A 15,998-nucleotide genomic window follows, 5' to 3' on the forward strand; every position below is an offset into this window, starting at 1 on the left:
ATGGCCGTTTGAGCACAAAATTTTTTGAGAATTCTGATGAATAAAACCGATGAACTCCGCACTGCGCGCATCGAAAGTCTGGTGACCCCAGCCGAACTTGCGCAGCGCCATCCCGTGCCCCCTGAGGTAGCGGAGCATGTAACACAATCCCGTCGCCGTATTGAAAAAATCCTCAATGGTGAAGACCCACGACTGCTGGTGATCATTGGTCCTTGTTCGATCCACGATCTGGATGCCGCAATGGACTACGCCCGCCGTTTACAGACATTACGCGAAAAATATGGCGCGCAGCTGGAAATCGTGATGCGTACCTATTTTGAAAAACCGCGCACGGTCGTCGGCTGGAAAGGGTTGATTTCCGATCCTGATCTGAATGGCAGCTACCGGGTTAACCATGGCATCGAACTGGCTCGCAAGCTGCTGCTGGCGGTAAACGCGCTGGGTGTACCGACGGCAACAGAATTTCTCGATATGGTCACCGGGCAGTTTATTGCTGATTTGATCTGCTGGGGCGCGATTGGCGCGCGGACCACCGAAAGCCAGATCCACCGTGAGATGGCCTCCGCGCTCTCCTGCCCGGTAGGTTTTAAAAATGGCACCGACGGTAACACCGTGATTGCTGTTGATGCGATCCGTGCTTCCCGTGCCAGTCATATGTTCCTCTCGCCGGATAAAACCGGTCAGATGACCATCTACCAGACCAGCGGAAACCCTTACGGCCACATTATTATGCGTGGCGGGAAAAAACCCAATTTCTACGCTGAAGATATTGCCAGTGCCTGTGCAACCCTGCGCGAATTCAGTCTTCCCGAACATCTTGTGGTCGACTTTAGTCATGGCAACTGCCAGAAACAGCACCGTCGTCAACTCGACGTCTGTGACGATATCTGCCAGCAAATTCGGGCGGGCTCAACGGCTATCGCCGGTATTATGGCCGAGAGTTTCCTGCAGGAAGGCACGCAAAAAGTGGTTGCGGGTCAGCCTCTGGTTTACGGGCAATCAATCACTGACCCTTGCCTCGGCTGGGAAGACAGCGAACGTCTGCTGGAAAAACTCGCCGCCGCAGTAGCTACTCGTCTGTAATCTCTTCGCCTGCCAGTATCCCTGGCAGGCAATTTCCTGATTTTCCTGATTAAGTAACCTTATCATTCTTAAGAATAATACTTGCTGCTATCAGAAGATGCATCGATAATGATTATCATTGTAAATTGACTATCATTGCGATTTCTTATGTTGACCAGGGACAAAACATCCGCTCAGACTGAGCCGCCTTGCGCAAATTCTGCAAACGCTAACCCTGCCAGTATTCTTCCCACCGATCGCCGGATCAGCAGCCAGACATTGCTTGGCGCGGCCGCCCGGGTGGTGATTGAACACCAGGGACAGGAATATCTGCTGCGCCAAACCCAGGCAGGGAAGTTAATCCTCACCAAATAAGCCGCATGGCTTAGCTGGAGCAACTCACCTCCAGACGTTTGCCCCACTCAGGCGGACGCTTACTGTACTCAGGGTGCCCGTCGCTAAAAGGCTCCCGCAGCACCGCATGTAAACGGTAAAGTTCTTCCGTATTCCCCTGCTCTGCCTGCTCAATCGCACGCTGTGCCAGCCAGTTACGTAACACCACCGCCGGATTCACGCTTAACATCGACTCCTGGCGACGCGCATCATCCACGTTTTCCTCCTGTAACCGTTTACGATAACGGGCAAACCAGTGGTCAAAAGCATCCCTGTCGATAAACTCATCGCGTAATGGGGATTGTGCATCATGCTGTTGTGTATGGCCCAGCAGACGAAATGTGCGAGTGTAATCGCTTCCTTCACGCGTCATCAGTGAGAACAGCTCACTGAGCAGTTCATTGTCCGCTTTTTGCTGAGTAAAAAAGCCCAGTTTCTGGCGCATTAACCTGCCGTATTGGGTCAGTAAAACAGTCTGATAGCTCTCTAACGCATTATTCAGTCCATCAACGCTGATAAAGGGCGAGAGCGTCTGTGCCAGTCTCTGGAGGTTCCAGAGCGCAATGCTCGGCTGGTTTTCAAAGCTGTAGCGCCCCTGATAATCAGAGTGGTTACAAATATAATCCGGCTGGTAATCATCAAGAAAACCAAAGGGACCGTAGTCAATGGTCAACCCGAGAATCGACATGTTGTCGGTGTTCATTACCCCATGAGCAAAGCCGACGGCCTGCCAGTGGGCAATCAACAATGCAGTTCGCCTGATGACATCGTTAAACCAGAGCAGGTATTTGTCCGCTTCATCCTGCAAGTGCGGCCAGTAATGACGGATCATATAATCCGCAAGTCGACGCACGTTTTCAGGCTCTCGGCGATAGTAAAAATGTTCAAAATGACCAAAACGGACGTGGCTCTGCGCGATGCGTATCATCATGGCACCCGATTCAGCGCTCTCGCGGTAAACCGGCGTATCGCTGGTCACCACTGATAAGGCGCGCGTAGTCGGAATGCCCAGCGCATGCATCGCCTCTGACGCCAGGCTCTCACGCAGCGTGGAGCGCAGCACTGCCCGCCCGTCTCCCATACGTGAGTATGGCGTCAATCCGGCACCTTTCAGGTGCCAGTCGAGGCTGGTGCCATCGGCCAGCAATTGTTCCCCCAGCAGAATGCCGCGCCCGTCGCCAAGCTGGCCCGCCCAGACGCCAAACTGGTGTCCACTGTAAACCTGCGCCAGAGGTGACATGCCTGGCAGCAGAGCTTCGCCTCCCCAGACGCCAGCGCCTGATGGCGGGATGAACAACGATGGCGCTACGCCCAACTCATCAGCCAGTGCGGCGTTATGCCAGAGCAAACGGGCATTATCTAAAGGAGTCGGTAACTGCGCGCTATAAGATCCTGGCAGCTCATCGCGCCAGCGGGTAATAAAAGACAGGGTCATGGTTCCTCCTGTCTTCATTGTAGTGCGTTTATGGAATGTTAAAAAGGGGTTAAATTAAAGCTCAGGCATGGACCAGACTGGTGATCATAGGCACCGCTACCGCAGGCCAGAGATGCCCCTGCATTGCGCTGAACTGATAAGGCGCAACGCGCTTGAGCGTTTTTTCGTTGTCGATACCCGCAATCATGACGGAACGACAATAAGGTGATATTTGCGACACAATCGCCCGCATAAAGGGCTCAAAGGATCGCGACGTTAACCGCTGATGAATAAAATCTTTATCCAGCGCCACCCGTTCAAATAAACCATCAAATATGGCTTTTGAGGTGATGGTTCCAGCGCCAAAATTCGCCAGAATCACCGGATAACGCTCACACAACAATGTCAGGGGTTCGTTTTCCCGGCCAAGGTTTAAATCGGGAAAACTCTCAGTAATCGCCAGTTCCAGGAAAGGCAGCTTGCTGACCCTTTCAGCCAGTTGCTGATCACGCAGAAGCGCATCAACCACCGCAGGGTGAATATGGATCCACGCGATCAGCTGGTGTTGCATAAAAAACAATTTGCATGCTTCGGCTAAATCCAGTTGCTCCCTGAATAGCGCCAGAGCATCAGCCGTGGCTAAGCGTGGGAGAAGTAAGTTAGCAGGTGCTCTGACATTGTTCGATTTCCCAACAAAATCGACCACCATTTCCAGCCCGACAAGCATACCAAACCCACTGCGGGCAGGCAGAAAAGAAAGCTCTGTGCGGTAGGTGTCATCTAAAGATACAAACATTTCGCCAGCCCCGTATTATGGGTGAGATCCGGCATCGAAAAATAAATGCGAACACTCTCAACATAGTTGATTTTGATAAGTCAGACTTCATGAATTTCCATTATTTTGTCTAAATATCCCTATGACTTATTTTAGCTTATCCTGGATATATCGTTACTGCCAGCGCCCTCCCGTGACGGGAAACCCTGGTCCAGGTCAGCAATAGTTAAATAAGAAATGTTGAAGAAATGATGGATTTTATGTTGGATGGACAACTAAATTTGCGTTTAGGTCAATAAATCGGTGAGGTATAGCCCCCCGCACATACTGTTTTGCAGGGGAAGATGTCAGATACGGCGGGCCTGCCAGAAGTTTTTCCGCCAGTAGACATTATCTAACGACGAGCGCATCACTCCCTGGCTGGTTGAGGCGTGAATAAAGGCATTGTCAGTGTCATAAATCCCCACATGCAGACCATTGTCGCCGGAACCTGTTTTAAAGAACACCAGATCGCCGGGCAGCAGATCGTCTTTGCTGATCCTCGTCCCGACATCAGCCTGCGAACGTGTGTCACGGGGCAGCGCAAGGTTAAACTTATCGCGGAATGTCATCATCACAAAACCGGAACAATCCACGCCGCTGCGGCTCATCCCGCCGTAACGATAGGGCGTTCCCCGCCAGTCACGTAATTGATCGTTTAACCCGGCGATGACGGTAATCGAATCCGAAAGGCGTGCGTTTGGCGGCGGAGCGCGATGGCTGCTACAACCAGCAAGAAATAATGTCACCACCAGCAAAAACCAGATGCGCATCCTGGAATAACCTCTTTTTCGTTATGCAGGAATAATTTAGCGTGTGAATGATATGTCGTGCAAGTCAGGTTTGCAGCTAAATCTCCGGGATCAGCATTCGATGGCCTGCCATATCAAGACGGCGAAAGGCGATACCATAGGCACGGCTGAGGTTTTGCGGCGTCATTACCGCCTCCCGCTGCCCTGCGGCCACCAACAAACCTTTACCAAGAAGCCACGCCTGGTGTGCGTGACGCAGCGTGTGATTGAGGTCGTGACTGCTCATAATGATCGTGATCCCGGCCTGCACCAGTTCGCTTAACAATTTGTCGAGAGCCGCCAGTTGCGCCACATCCAGACTATTCATCGGTTCATCAAGCAGTAAGAGTTGCCCCTGCGGATTGGCTGCCGGGTGAATTTGTAGCATCACCGCCGCCAGGCGCACGCGCTGCCACTCGCCGCCGGAAAGTTGATTTACCGTACGCCCCAGTTTGTCATCGAGACCGAGCGCTTCAGCAATTTTAGTGCTGAGATCGTTATCAGGCTGCGCATGCTGGTGCAATGCGAGATAGTGCCAGACGGGCATCGCAAACGGCGGGGTTTGCTGCTGAGCAAGGTATGCGCGGTGACGAGCAAGCGCCGGAGCGGGCCAGTCATCAATCTTACGCCCATTGAAAACAACCTCGCCGGCGCCGCGGGTGATCCCGGCGATACGTGCCAGTAATGTGCTCTTCCCTGCTCCATTCGGCCCGACAAGATGCAGCATTTCGCCTTTACTGACTGAGGCCGTCAACGGCCCCAGTCTGCCTGCTTCTTCAACGTTGTGAAGTTGCAGCATGCTCATTATTTTGCCAGTGCCAGTTTGACTGCATCCTGCAAAACAGGATCTTCAGGCGTCATATCCGGGGAGAAACGTTGAATAACCTGACCGTCGCGACCGACGAGGAATTTCTCGAAATTCCACAGAATATCGCCCTTGTTAAGCGGCGCGCGGCCTTTACTCTCCATGCGCTCGTAGAAACCACTGCCCGCAGGCGCGGTGGCCTCAGGTGCGGCCGCAATCAGTTTAGTGTACAGCGGATGACGGTTTTCGCCATTAACATCAATTTTGGCAGACAGCGGGAAGCTGACGCCGTAAGTGGTGCTACAGAAGGTTTTGATCTCTTCTTCACTACCCGGCTCCTGGCCCAAAAACTGATTGCACGGGAATCCCAGCACTGTGAAACCGTCTTTTTCCCATGCCTGCTGGATGTTTTCCAGTTGCTCATACTGCGGCGTTAAGCCACATTTTGATGCCACGTTGACGACCAGTAAAACCTTACCCCGATACGTTTCCAGCGAGATTTTTTCGCCATCAATGGTGGTAATGTCGGTATTTAAAATATCCTGGTTCATAGTATCCCCTTGATTAAAAAGACAGGACGCAGGTCTTAACGCCCGGCTCTGGACATTAATAATAGCCAGATAAAAACCGGTGCGCCCAGTGTTGCCGTCACCACTCCGACGGGTAATTCAGCCGCGTTTAACGCCAGGCGGGCAATAATATCAGCAAAGAGCAGTGCCAGTGCGCCTGCCAGTGCTCCGGCAGGCAACAACACCCGATGATCCGTCAGACCGCACAGACGTAAAATATGTGGGATCACTAAACCGATAAACCCGATCGCCCCGGCTAAAGCAACGCTGACTCCAACCAGCCAGCCCGTTGCCACCACCAGCAAATTGCGCCATAACCAAAGGGGCAACCCCAGTTGACGGGCCGAGGTCTCACCCAGCGCCAGAATATTAAGGGGCTGGGACTGGAAGCAGACCCACAGCATTACCGGCACCAGGGCCAGCATCAACCAGCTTTGTCGCCAGTCAACGCCGCCGAAGCCACCCATCATCCAGTACATTAACTGGCGCAGATCGAATGAGGTCGAAAAATAGATGGCCCAGGTCATCAGCGCGCTGCAAATAATCCCCAGTGCAACACCTGCCAGCAGCAAGCGGCTGGTCGACAACTGCCGCCGGGCAAAGCGCAATAAAATGAGGGTGACGATAAGCGCCCCGGCAATGGCGCAAAGCCCCAGCGACCAGTCTGGCAAGCTGCCTTTACCCAGCAACACGGCCGCAATCAGGCCCACGCCTGCACCATTGGAGACCCCCAGCAGACCCGGTTCCGCCAGCGGATTTTCAAACAGAGCCTGCATTAATGTCCCGCAGAGCGCCAGGGCGGCCCCAACCATCACAACGGCCAGCGTTCGCGGCAGGCGTATCTGCCAGACAAACAGTTGTCCGTTGGCGGTAAACCAGTTGCCTGGCGCAATCCATTGCTCTCCTGCGCACAGGCTAAGCATGATGGCTATCAACAATAAAAGCGTCAGACCCGCCAGCCAGCGGCCGCTACGACGGCGTTGACGTTGAGCATATCTCAGCATGGTAATGGGTTAATCAATCGTTAAGATAATTGATTTTAAAGGTGATAACGCGGGCTGGAAAGAAAAAAGGCCGCTAAGCGGCCTTTTTAGTTAGATCAGATTATTCTTCTTTGGGCGAAGCGTTTTCGACACGGCTTTTTAACTTCTGGCCGGGTCTGAAGGTCACCACACGCCGCGCTGTAATGGGAATATCCTCGCCCGTTTTCGGGTTACGACCCGGGCGTTGATTCTTATCGCGCAGATCGAAGTTACCAAAACCGGATAGCTTTACCTGCTCGCCGTTTTCCAAAGCGCGACGGATCTCTTCGAAAAACAACTCTACCAGTTCTTTGGCATCCCGCTTGCTAAGCCCAAGCTTATCAAACAGATATTCTGACATTTCAGCTTTTGTAAGCGCCATAGGTTCAATCCCTCAATGATGCCTGGAATCGCTCTTTCAATGCCTCTACACATCTGGCAACGGTAGCGGCAATCTCCTCTTCTTCGAGTGTACGGCTGGTATCCTGAAGGATCAGGCTAATGGCGAGGCTTTTATACCCCTCCGCAACGCCCTTACCGCGGTACACGTCAAACAAGTTTACGCCAACTACCTGATTTACGCCAACTTTCTTACATTCGCTTAAAATATCCGCCGCAGGCACGTTTTCAGCGACCACAACAGCGATATCACGACGGTTCGCCGGGAAGCGGGAAACGTCCTGGGCCTGAGGAATCACGCGGTCTGCGACCTTATTCCATAACAATTCGAAGACCAGCGTGCGGCCATTCAGATCCAGCTTACGTTCAAGCTCCGGATGCACCACGCCAATGAAACCAACATATTCATCTTTCAGATAAATCGCGGCAGATTGACCAGGATGGAGGGCTGGATTTTCCGCTTTACGGAATTCAATGGCCGACAGTTTGCCGGTCAGATCCAGTAACGACTCGACATCGCCCTTCAGATCGAAGAAATCCACGCTGCCTTTCGCCAGATCCCAGTGTTCTTCATAGCGGTTACCGCAGATAGCGCCACCGAGCATCACATCCTGACGGATCCCAAGCGGAGCCTGGGTATCCGGCACAAAGCGCAGACCGGTCTCAAAAATACGCACACGGCTCTGCTGACGGTTCTGGTTATACACCACTGTGCCGAGCAAGCCGGTCAGCAGCGAGAGACGCATAGCAGACATTTCGCTGGAAATTGGGCTTGGCAGGATCAGCGCCTCTTCACCAGGGTGAACCCACTGCTGGATTTTCGGATCGACGAAGCTGTAGGTGATCACTTCCTGATAGCCCTTGTCGTTCAGCAGCGTTTTCACGCGCTTGAGCGACAGATCCGCTTCACGGTGTTGCCCCATAACCAGACCGGCCTGAACCGGCGCATCCGGAATATTGTTGTAGCCGTACAGACGGGCGACTTCTTCCACCAGGTCTTCTTCGATGGCCATATCAAAACGCCAGCCTGGTGCCACTGCCTGCCATTCGTCCTGGCCTTCAGTGACTTCGCAACCCAGACGCTTGAGGATATCGGTCACCAGTTCATCGGCAATATGATGACCAATCAGGCGATCCAGTTTGCTGCGACGCAGGCGGATAGTCGCCCGTTGCGGCAACGTAGCTTCATTGGTGACATCGATAATCGGACCGGCTTCGCCACCACAGATGTCGAGCAGCAAACGGGTTGCGCGCTCCAGCGCTTTATACTGCAACTGCGGATCGACACCACGCTCGTAGCGGTGAGAAGCATCGGTGTGCAGACCATGACGACGGGCGCGGCCAGTAATTGACAGCGGGCTGAAGAACGCACATTCGAACAGTACGTTGCGGGTATCATCGTTGACGCCTGAATGTTCGCCGCCGAAGATACCGCCCATTGCCAGGGCTTTGTTGTGGTCGGCGATAACCAGGGTATCAGCCTGCAATTTCGCTTCGCTGCCGTCCAGCAGCACCAGGGTTTCCCCTTCTTGCGCCATACGCACAACGATACCGCCTTCAATACGGTCTTTGTCGAAGGCATGCATTGGCTGGCCCAGTTCGAGCAGCACATAGTTGGTGACATCAACCACTGCGTCGATAGAACGAATTCCACAACGGCGCAGCTTCTCTTTCATCCACAGTGGCGTGGGCGCTTTAACATTGATGCCGTTCACAACACGGCCCAGGTAGCGTGGGCAGGCGTCTGTCGCTTCCACACGGATAGGCAGCGTGTCGCTGATAGTCGCGGCAACAGGGGCAAAGGCAGGCTCATTCAGCGGCGCTTTGTTCAGTGCGGCCACATCACGGGCAATACCAATGATGCCTAAGCAATCAGCACGGTTCGGGGTAACACTGATTTCAATGGTATTATCGTCAAGCTGCAGATACTTACGAATATCGGTACCAATCGGCGCATCTGCGGGCAGTTCGATAATGCCGCTATGATCGTCGGAAATACCCAGCTCGGAGAAGGAGCACAGCATCCCTTCTGACGGCTCGCCACGCAGTTTTGCTGCTTTGATTTTAAAATCGCCCGGTAACAGCGCGCCAACCGTCGCAACCGCCACCTTCAGCCCCTGACGGCAGTTTGGCGCGCCGCAGACGATATCAAGCAGACGATCGCCGCCCACATTGACTTTCGTCACCCGAAGTTTGTCTGCGTTCGGATGTTGCCCACATTCGACAACCTCCCCGACGACCACGCCATTAAAAGCGCCAGCTACCGGCTCAACGCCGTCAACTTCCAGCCCGGCCATGGTGATTTGTTCGGACAACGCTTCGCTGTCGATTGCCGGGTTTACCCATTCGCGTAACCACAGTTCACTAAATTTCATTGTTCTGTCCTGCCCTTATTTAAACTGTTTCAGGAAACGCAAATCGTTTTCGAAGAATGCACGCAAATCGGTCACGCCGTAACGCAGCATGGTCAGACGCTCCATCCCCATGCCAAATGCGAAGCCCGAGTAAACTTCCGGGTCAATGCCAACGTTACGCAGTACGTTCGGGTGTACCATCCCGCAGCCCAGCACTTCGAGCCACTTACCGTTTTTCCCCATCACATCCACTTCAGCGGAAGGTTCGGTAAACGGGAAATAGGAAGGACGGAAACGGATCTGCAAATCTTCTTCAAAGAAGTTGCTCAGGAAATCGTGCAGAGTGCCCTTCAGATTGGTAAAGCTGATGTTGGTATCAACAATCAGGCCTTCCATCTGGTGGAACATTGGGGTGTGAGTCTGATCGTAATCATTACGATACACACGGCCCGGGGCAATGATCCGAATCGGCGGCTGCTTATCTTTCATGGTGCGGATCTGTACGCCAGAAGTCTGGGTACGTAACAGACGGGTGGCGTCAAACCAGAAGGTATCGTGGTCAGCGCGTGCCGGGTGATGGCCAGGAATGTTCAGGGCATCGAAGTTGTGGTAGTCATCTTCAATTTCCGGGCCGGTGGCTACGGTGAAGCCAAGCTCACCGAAGAAATGTTCGATACGGTCAATGGTGCGGGTGACCGGGTGCAAACCACCGTTTTCGATACGGCGGCCCGGCAGGGAAACGTCAATGGTCTCGGCAGCCAGACGAGCATTCAGCGCGGCGTTCTCTAAATCATTTTTACGCGCATTTAATGCCTGCTGAACCTGCTCTTTTGCTTCGTTAATGACGGCCCCGGCAGCCGGGCGCTCTTCTGGCGGCAGCTCACGCAGGGTGGTCATCTGAAGGGTCAGATGCCCTTTCTTACCCAGATATTCAACGCGTACGTTATCCAACGCAGCAACATCTGAGGCATCATTAATGGCTGCCCTTGCACTGGCAACCAGCTCTGCGAGATGTGACATAATTTTCCTCGTTATGTCCTTTTTATGGGACTTTTTTACTTAAAATTCAGACACAAAAAAAGCCTCCAGTTGGAGGCTTTTGGCGTTAATTTTCCGTTTCTTCTCTCACGCACTAGCCTCCCGGTATCAGGTGCTAAAGTAAAAAAAGAAGCGGAAAATAGCAGCATTCATGCTTGCGTTACCTTGTGTGGGAAAAAAACCGAACCGCCTTATTGAAAAGGCTTACCGGGTAAATGTCAATGTAATGATGGCATTGAAACGAAAAAGAGGGAGACAAGCTCCCTCTTTTCAACTGGCTTATGCCAGTGCTGCTTTCGCTTTTTCGACCAGAGCGGTAAACGCTACTTTGTCGAATACTGCGATATCAGCCAGGATCTTACGGTCGATTTCAACAGAGGCTTTTTTCAGGCCATTGATGAATTTGCTGTAAGAAATACCGTTCTGACGTGCTGCTGCGTTGATACGCGCAATCCACAGTTGACGGAACTGACGCTTTTTCTGACGACGGTCACGATAAGCGTACTGACCTGCTTTGATAACAGCCTGGAAGGCAACGCGGTATACGCGTGAACGCGCACCGTAGTAGCCTTTAGCTTGTTTCAAAATTTTCTTGTGACGTGCACGGGCAACTACACCACGTTTTACGCGAGCCATATGTGCTCTCCTGTATCTATTCTAATTAAAAAGTTAAAAAACGTTAACGGCTTATGCGTACGGCAGGCACGCGATTACCAGACCCAGATCGCCTTTAGAAACAAGGCCTTTTGGACGCAGGTGACGTTTACGCTTAGTAGATTTTTTGGTCAGAATATGACGCAGGTTTGCGTGCTTACGCTTAAATCCACCACCACCGGTTTTTTTGAAGCGCTTAGCAGCACCGCGTACGGTCTTAATTTTTGGCATTTTAATAACTTCCACTTCGCATTGTTAATAAACGAAACAAAGGCGAACAAAACCTGCGAAGCCCTGAGGCTCCACAGATATTGTTACTTGAAGGCCTTACTGTTTCTTCTTAGGAGCGAGCACCATGATCATCTGGCGGCCTTCGATCTTCGTAGGGAAGGATTCGACCACTGCCAGTTCACTCAGATCGTCACGGACGCGATTAAGCACTTCCATACCGATCTGCTGGTGAGCCATTTCACGACCGCGGAAACGCAGCGTGATTTTAGCTTTATCACCCTCTTCCAGAAAGCGTACCAGGCTGCGGAGTTTTACCTGGTAGTCGCCATCGTCGGTGCCAGGTCGGAATTTGATTTCCTTGACCTGAATAACTTTTTGCTTTTTCTTCTGTTCCTTAGAAGACTTGCTCTTTTCATAGAGGAATTTGCCGTAATCCATAATACGACAAACCGGCGGCTCGGCGTTAGGGCTGATTTCGACTAAGTCTACTCCGGATTCTTCAGCTTTTTCCAGAGCTTCTCTCAGACTTACAATACCAAGCTGCTCGCCTTCCAGACCTGTTAAGCGAACTTCTTGCGCGCGAATTTCGCTATTAATACGATTCGGGCGCGCCGTTTGAACTCGTTTTCCGCCTTTAATACCTTATTCCTCCAGTTGTTGAAGACTGCGGCTGCGAATCTCTTGTTGCAGCTTCTCAATCACTTCACTTACGTCCAGGCTGCCCAGGTCTTTACCACGGCGGGTGCGAACGGCAACTTTGCCTGCTTCCACCTCTTTATCACCACAGACCAACATGTACGGGACACGACGTAAAGTGTGCTCGCGGATTTTAAAGCCAATCTTCTCGTTTCTCAAGTCCGCTTTTACACGAATGCCCGCATTTTGTAATTTCCGGGTCAATTCGTTGACATATTCAGCCTGAGAATCAGTGATATTCATGACCACAACCTGAACCGGCGCCAGCCAGGTCGGGAAGAAGCCTGCGAACTCTTCGGTCAGGATGCCAATAAAGCGCTCCAGTGAACCGAGAATCGCGCGGTGAATCATCACCGGTACCTGACGTTCATTGCTTTCACCAACATAGGAAGCATTTAAGCGAGCAGGTAACGAGAAGTCGAGCTGTACAGTACCGCACTGCCATGCACGATCGAGACAGTCATATAAAGTAAACTCAATTTTCGGACCGTAGAACGCGCCTTCACCCAATTGATACTCAAACGGGATTTGGTTTTCTTCCAGCGCGACCGCCAGATCCGCCTCAGCACGATCCCACATTTCGTCGCTGCCAATACGCTTTTCAGGACGAGTGGAAAGTTTGACAACGATCTTTTCGAAGCCAAAGGTGCTGTACATATCATAGACCAGGCGAATGCAAGCGTTAACTTCATCACGAACCTGTTCTTCGGTACAAAAGATGTGCGCATCATCCTGGGTAAAGCCACGAACACGCATCAGGCCGTGCAATGCGCCTGACGGCTCATTACGGTGACAGCTACCGAACTCTGCCATACGTAACGGCAGATCGCGGTAAGACTTCAGGCCCTGGTTGAAGATCTGCACATGCCCTGGGCAGTTCATTGGCTTGATGCAGTACTCACGGTTTTCAGACGATGTGGTAAACATCGCATCTTTATAGTTGTCCCAGTGCCCGGTTTTCTCCCACAGCACACGGTCCATCATGAACGGGCCCTTCACTTCCTGGTACTGATACTCTTTCAGTTTGGAACGAACGAAGGTTTCCAGTTCACGGAAAATAGTCCAGCCATCGTTATGCCAGAACACCATACCCGGCGCTTCTTCCTGCATATGGTACAGGTCAAGTTGCTTACCAATTTTACGGTGATCGCGTTTCGCTGCTTCTTCCAGACGCAGCAAATAGGCATTCAGCGCTTTTTTGTCGGCCCATGCGGTACCGTAAATACGCTGCAACATCTTATTGTTGCTGTCGCCACGCCAGTAAGCACCGGCAGTTTTCATCAGTTTGAAGTGGTGACAGAAACGCATGTTCGGCACGTGCGGACCGCGGCACATGTCGATATATTCTTCATGGTGATACAAGCCCGGCTTGTCATCGTGAGCAATATTTTCGTCAAGGATGGAAACTTTATAGCTCTCACCACGTTTGACAAAGGCCTCACGCGCTTCGTGCCAGCTTACTTTCTTCTTAATTACATCGTAGTTTTTCTCGGCGAGCTCGTGCATGCGTTTTTCGAGCGCGTCGATGTCTTCCTGGGTCAGGGTGTGGTCGAGGTCAACGTCATAGTAAAAGCCGTTATCAATAACCGGACCGATAGCCATTTTTGTATTTGGCCACAGTTGCTTGATGGCATGGCCTAACAGGTGTGCGCAGGAGTGACGGATGATTTCCAGGCCGTCTTCATCTTTTGCAGTGATGAGCGACAGGGTCGCATCCTGCTCAATGACATCGGATGCATCAACCAGGTCACCGTTTACGCGCCCCGCAATGGTGGCTTTCGCAAGGCCTGGACCAATGTCCAGGGCAACATCCATCGGGCTCACAGCATGATCGAAATGGCGTTGACTGCCATCAGGAAGAGTAATTACTGGCATTTCATATCCTTAATTCGCAGTGGTGACCCACACGTAAGATCACATACGAAGTAAATATTCGTGTGTTTACAATCAATTACGTCACCATCTAACCAACAATTGCTAAATTGGCGCGTAATAGTTCACGCAAATGCACGCCCTGAGGGCCTTTTTTACATTTGGTCGGGGGATGGTAACACTATTAAAAGCGGGAGTGCACCACTCAGTGAGATATTGGTTCAATTCATTTTTTTCAAACAGATCAAAAAAATCAGGCGTCGTAACCCAGTGCTTTAATCACTTCCGCCATCGCCTGGCGCGTCAGCTCAGCACGCTGTACCTTCTGATTCGCCAGCATGGTGCGAACCATCCCGGCGATGACAATATGTTTGGGCTCCTGACCTAAATCGCGCATCTCCAGCACAACCTTGCCAACCACCCGGCACATCTCTTCATATAACTCAGCATCTTTGCTTTTACCCATTCACTCCCCCTGCTGTCGGTTGGCTATTTTTCGTAGGTTGCCGTTTTTATGTGCATCTTTAATAATGCCAAATGACAGGACAACATATTCTTTACTATAAGGAAATTACGATGCCATTTACACAGAAAGAACGGGATGCGCTGCTCAGTTGCAAAGGTGTTGGCCCGAAAGTGGTTGAGCGACTGGAGCAGATGGGGTTCAATTCACTGGCGCAGTTACGTCAGGCAACTGTCGAGGATATTGTCGCTCAGGGGGCGGCACTTGTCGGCTCGACCTGCTGGAAGAACAGTCCGCAGGCAAAAGCGGCGATTCGCAATGTGATTACACTCGCTCAGGCACAACCGGGAAATGAAGAATAGAGGGCCGGAAGAACCGGCCCACGGCAATTACATTTTGTAGCCGAGTGTCACAGTGGTTCTGCGATCGGTATGTTCAGGCGCCGTTGACGGTGGAGAGGAGTTCCAGGTCAGGTTATACGCAACCTTCAGGCCAAAATGATCGTTGATAGCCACGTCCAGCGCGGTCTCAGAGTTTACGGTAGTGTCATCAGAACCGAACACCGAAACACCCTGGGTAAATTTCGCGTTATCGGTCATCTGCCAGGCGTAAGTTCCTGAAGCATAACCCAGGCCCTGAGTTTCAGTATCGCCATCGGTATACTCGTCATAACGCACACCAGGACCGAATTCAAAGCGGAAGCTATGCACCGGGCCGTTGAGGAACTGACGACCGTAACCGGCAGTCACCACGTCACGCTGATGGTAACCATTGTAACGATCCGTCAACCAGCTCGCCTGACCAAAGATGTAGTCATAATCAGTCAGATTATAACGGCTACGCCCGCCAGCCGAATATTTCTCTGAAGAGCGTTCATCGTTGGCGGAAGTGTTGCTGGCGTTACCCCACAGAGACCATGCGGTCGTGGATCCGTACCATGTCAGCGTAGAGTCGGCAGTTAAAGAAGAACTTTTGGTGTTTCCAGACTGGGCCAGGTAGCCCCCGTTCAGATTGCCTTCGAACGGTTTTTTAGCACTTGATGGGTCATCCATGACAGTAAATACGGTGTTATCTGCGGCAGCATTCATGGACGCAAGCACGCCTCCCGCAAGAAGAACCAGCGCGGGAACTGTCTTTAAAAGCTTCATTTGGTGTCTCTAAAAATTCATTACAAGGTTAAGCGCTATTTCGCGGGGACTAATGTTAATACTATCCGCTGATAAAGACGATGAAATTTAGCCTTATTCTTAAGCTTTCCGGGTTGCCTCTTTCTGAGAAAGACGCACCCGGCTAAAATAAGTCTGCAAAAAGTCTTTATGCAAGTCGTCATTTATAAAAAGTTAAATATTAATTAAGTCCGGTAAACCCCCGGCTTTGCCGGGGGACTCCGAAAGGTTTGACCTTTAAGTCAGTCGCGCGAA

19 protein-coding genes and 1 other annotated feature are annotated in these 15,998 nt (G+C 51.8%); of the genes, 3 read left to right on the forward strand and 16 right to left on the reverse strand.

Translation table 11 applies throughout. The features are described from left to right. Positions 1–36 precede the first annotated feature (36 nt). Positions 37–1,083: a 3-deoxy-7-phosphoheptulonate synthase AroH gene (aroH, locus tag ACSZO4_RS11580; RefSeq protein ID WP_437889073.1), complete on the forward strand. Its 1,047-nt coding sequence runs from the start codon at positions 37–39 to the stop codon at positions 1,081–1,083. Between the two features lie 150 nt (positions 1,084–1,233). Beyond that, positions 1,234–1,437, forward strand: a complete 204-nt coding sequence (hemP, locus tag ACSZO4_RS11585; protein ID WP_437889094.1) for a hemin uptake protein HemP — start codon at positions 1,234–1,236, stop codon at positions 1,435–1,437. 10 nt (positions 1,438–1,447) lie between these two features. Here hemP and selO read toward each other — a convergent pair whose 3' ends face one another. The 15 genes from selO to fumD all read right to left on the reverse strand — a co-directional run bounded on the left by selO (position 1,448) and on the right by fumD (position 14,580). After that, entirely contained in the window at positions 1,448–2,890 is a 1,443-nt protein-coding gene (gene selO, locus ACSZO4_RS11590) for a protein adenylyltransferase SelO (RefSeq protein ID WP_437889074.1), read from the reverse strand. 61 nt (positions 2,891–2,951) lie between these two features. Further along, positions 2,952–3,665 (reverse strand): EAL domain-containing protein, encoded by a 714-nt coding sequence (locus ACSZO4_RS11595; protein WP_437889075.1) that lies wholly within the window; start codon positions 3,663–3,665, stop codon positions 2,952–2,954. Between the two features lie 326 nt (positions 3,666–3,991). Further along, positions 3,992–4,456, reverse strand: coding sequence for a C40 family peptidase (locus ACSZO4_RS11600; RefSeq protein ID WP_437889076.1), 465 nt, complete (start codon positions 4,454–4,456; stop codon positions 3,992–3,994). A gap of 76 nt (positions 4,457–4,532) precedes the next feature. Then, positions 4,533–5,279, reverse strand: coding sequence for a vitamin B12 ABC transporter ATP-binding protein BtuD (btuD, locus tag ACSZO4_RS11605; RefSeq protein WP_437889077.1), 747 nt, complete (start codon positions 5,277–5,279; stop codon positions 4,533–4,535). Then, on the reverse strand, positions 5,279–5,830 hold the full coding sequence (locus ACSZO4_RS11610) for a glutathione peroxidase (protein ID WP_437889078.1): 552 nt from the start codon (positions 5,828–5,830) through the stop codon (positions 5,279–5,281). Before ACSZO4_RS11610 ends, btuD begins: the two co-directional genes overlap by 1 nt. A gap of 35 nt (positions 5,831–5,865) precedes the next feature. Continuing rightward, positions 5,866–6,852 carry a vitamin B12 ABC transporter permease BtuC gene (gene btuC, locus ACSZO4_RS11615; RefSeq protein WP_437889079.1) on the reverse strand — a complete coding sequence of 329 codons (987 nt, stop codon included), beginning with the start codon at positions 6,850–6,852 and terminating at the stop codon, positions 5,866–5,868. A gap of 100 nt (positions 6,853–6,952) precedes the next feature. Continuing rightward, positions 6,953–7,252 carry an integration host factor subunit alpha gene (ihfA, locus tag ACSZO4_RS11620; RefSeq protein ID WP_001229266.1) on the reverse strand — a complete coding sequence of 100 codons (300 nt, stop codon included), beginning with the start codon at positions 7,250–7,252 and terminating at the stop codon, positions 6,953–6,955. 4 nt (positions 7,253–7,256) lie between these two features. Next, positions 7,257–9,644, reverse strand: coding sequence for a phenylalanine--tRNA ligase subunit beta (pheT, locus tag ACSZO4_RS11625; protein WP_437889084.1), 2,388 nt, complete (start codon positions 9,642–9,644; stop codon positions 7,257–7,259). Between the two features lie 15 nt (positions 9,645–9,659). Beyond that, positions 9,660–10,643: a phenylalanine--tRNA ligase subunit alpha gene (gene pheS / locus ACSZO4_RS11630; protein ID WP_437889086.1), complete on the reverse strand. Its 984-nt coding sequence runs from the start codon at positions 10,641–10,643 to the stop codon at positions 9,660–9,662. Between the two features lie 52 nt (positions 10,644–10,695). Next, positions 10,696–10,819: a sequence feature (Phe leader region), on the reverse strand. After that, positions 10,770–10,814: a pheST operon leader peptide PheM gene (pheM, locus tag ACSZO4_RS11635; RefSeq protein ID WP_001386830.1), complete on the reverse strand. Its 45-nt coding sequence runs from the start codon at positions 10,812–10,814 to the stop codon at positions 10,770–10,772. Its footprint overlaps the feature before it by 45 nt. Positions 10,820–10,940: 121 nt before the next feature. Further along, complete coding sequence (gene rplT, locus ACSZO4_RS11640; protein WP_003030578.1) at positions 10,941–11,297, reverse strand: 50S ribosomal protein L20; 357 nt, start codon at positions 11,295–11,297, stop codon at positions 10,941–10,943. A gap of 51 nt (positions 11,298–11,348) precedes the next feature. Next, positions 11,349–11,546 carry a 50S ribosomal protein L35 gene (rpmI, locus tag ACSZO4_RS11645; protein ID WP_003030583.1) on the reverse strand — a complete coding sequence of 66 codons (198 nt, stop codon included), beginning with the start codon at positions 11,544–11,546 and terminating at the stop codon, positions 11,349–11,351. A gap of 96 nt (positions 11,547–11,642) precedes the next feature. Next, positions 11,643–12,185, reverse strand: coding sequence for a translation initiation factor IF-3 (infC, locus tag ACSZO4_RS11650; RefSeq protein ID WP_437889095.1), 543 nt, complete (start codon positions 12,183–12,185; stop codon positions 11,643–11,645). A 3-nt stretch (positions 12,186–12,188) separates the two neighbouring features. Further along, positions 12,189–14,117, reverse strand: coding sequence for a threonine--tRNA ligase (gene thrS, locus ACSZO4_RS11655; RefSeq protein WP_437889089.1), 1,929 nt, complete (start codon positions 14,115–14,117; stop codon positions 12,189–12,191). A gap of 250 nt (positions 14,118–14,367) precedes the next feature. Continuing rightward, on the reverse strand, positions 14,368–14,580 hold the full coding sequence (gene fumD / locus ACSZO4_RS11660; RefSeq protein ID WP_437889090.1) for a fumarate hydratase FumD: 213 nt from the start codon (positions 14,578–14,580) through the stop codon (positions 14,368–14,370). Positions 14,581–14,690: 110 nt separating this feature from the next. On the opposite strand from fumD, the gene ACSZO4_RS11665 reads away from it, so the two are divergent. Next, positions 14,691–14,939 (forward strand): helix-hairpin-helix domain-containing protein, encoded by a 249-nt coding sequence (locus ACSZO4_RS11665; RefSeq protein WP_437889091.1) that lies wholly within the window; start codon positions 14,691–14,693, stop codon positions 14,937–14,939. Positions 14,940–14,966: 27 nt separating this feature from the next. Here ACSZO4_RS11665 and ACSZO4_RS11670 read toward each other — a convergent pair whose 3' ends face one another. Continuing rightward, a complete protein-coding gene (locus tag ACSZO4_RS11670; protein ID WP_437889093.1) occupies positions 14,967–15,725 on the reverse strand; it encodes a DUF481 domain-containing protein in 759 nt (252 codons plus the stop codon). Positions 15,726–15,998: the final 273 nt, after the last annotated feature.

Source organism: Phytobacter sp. V91, from assembly GCF_965644225.1.
In the GTDB taxonomy this organism is placed as follows: Bacteria; Pseudomonadota; Gammaproteobacteria; order Enterobacterales; family Enterobacteriaceae; genus CBFFRJ01.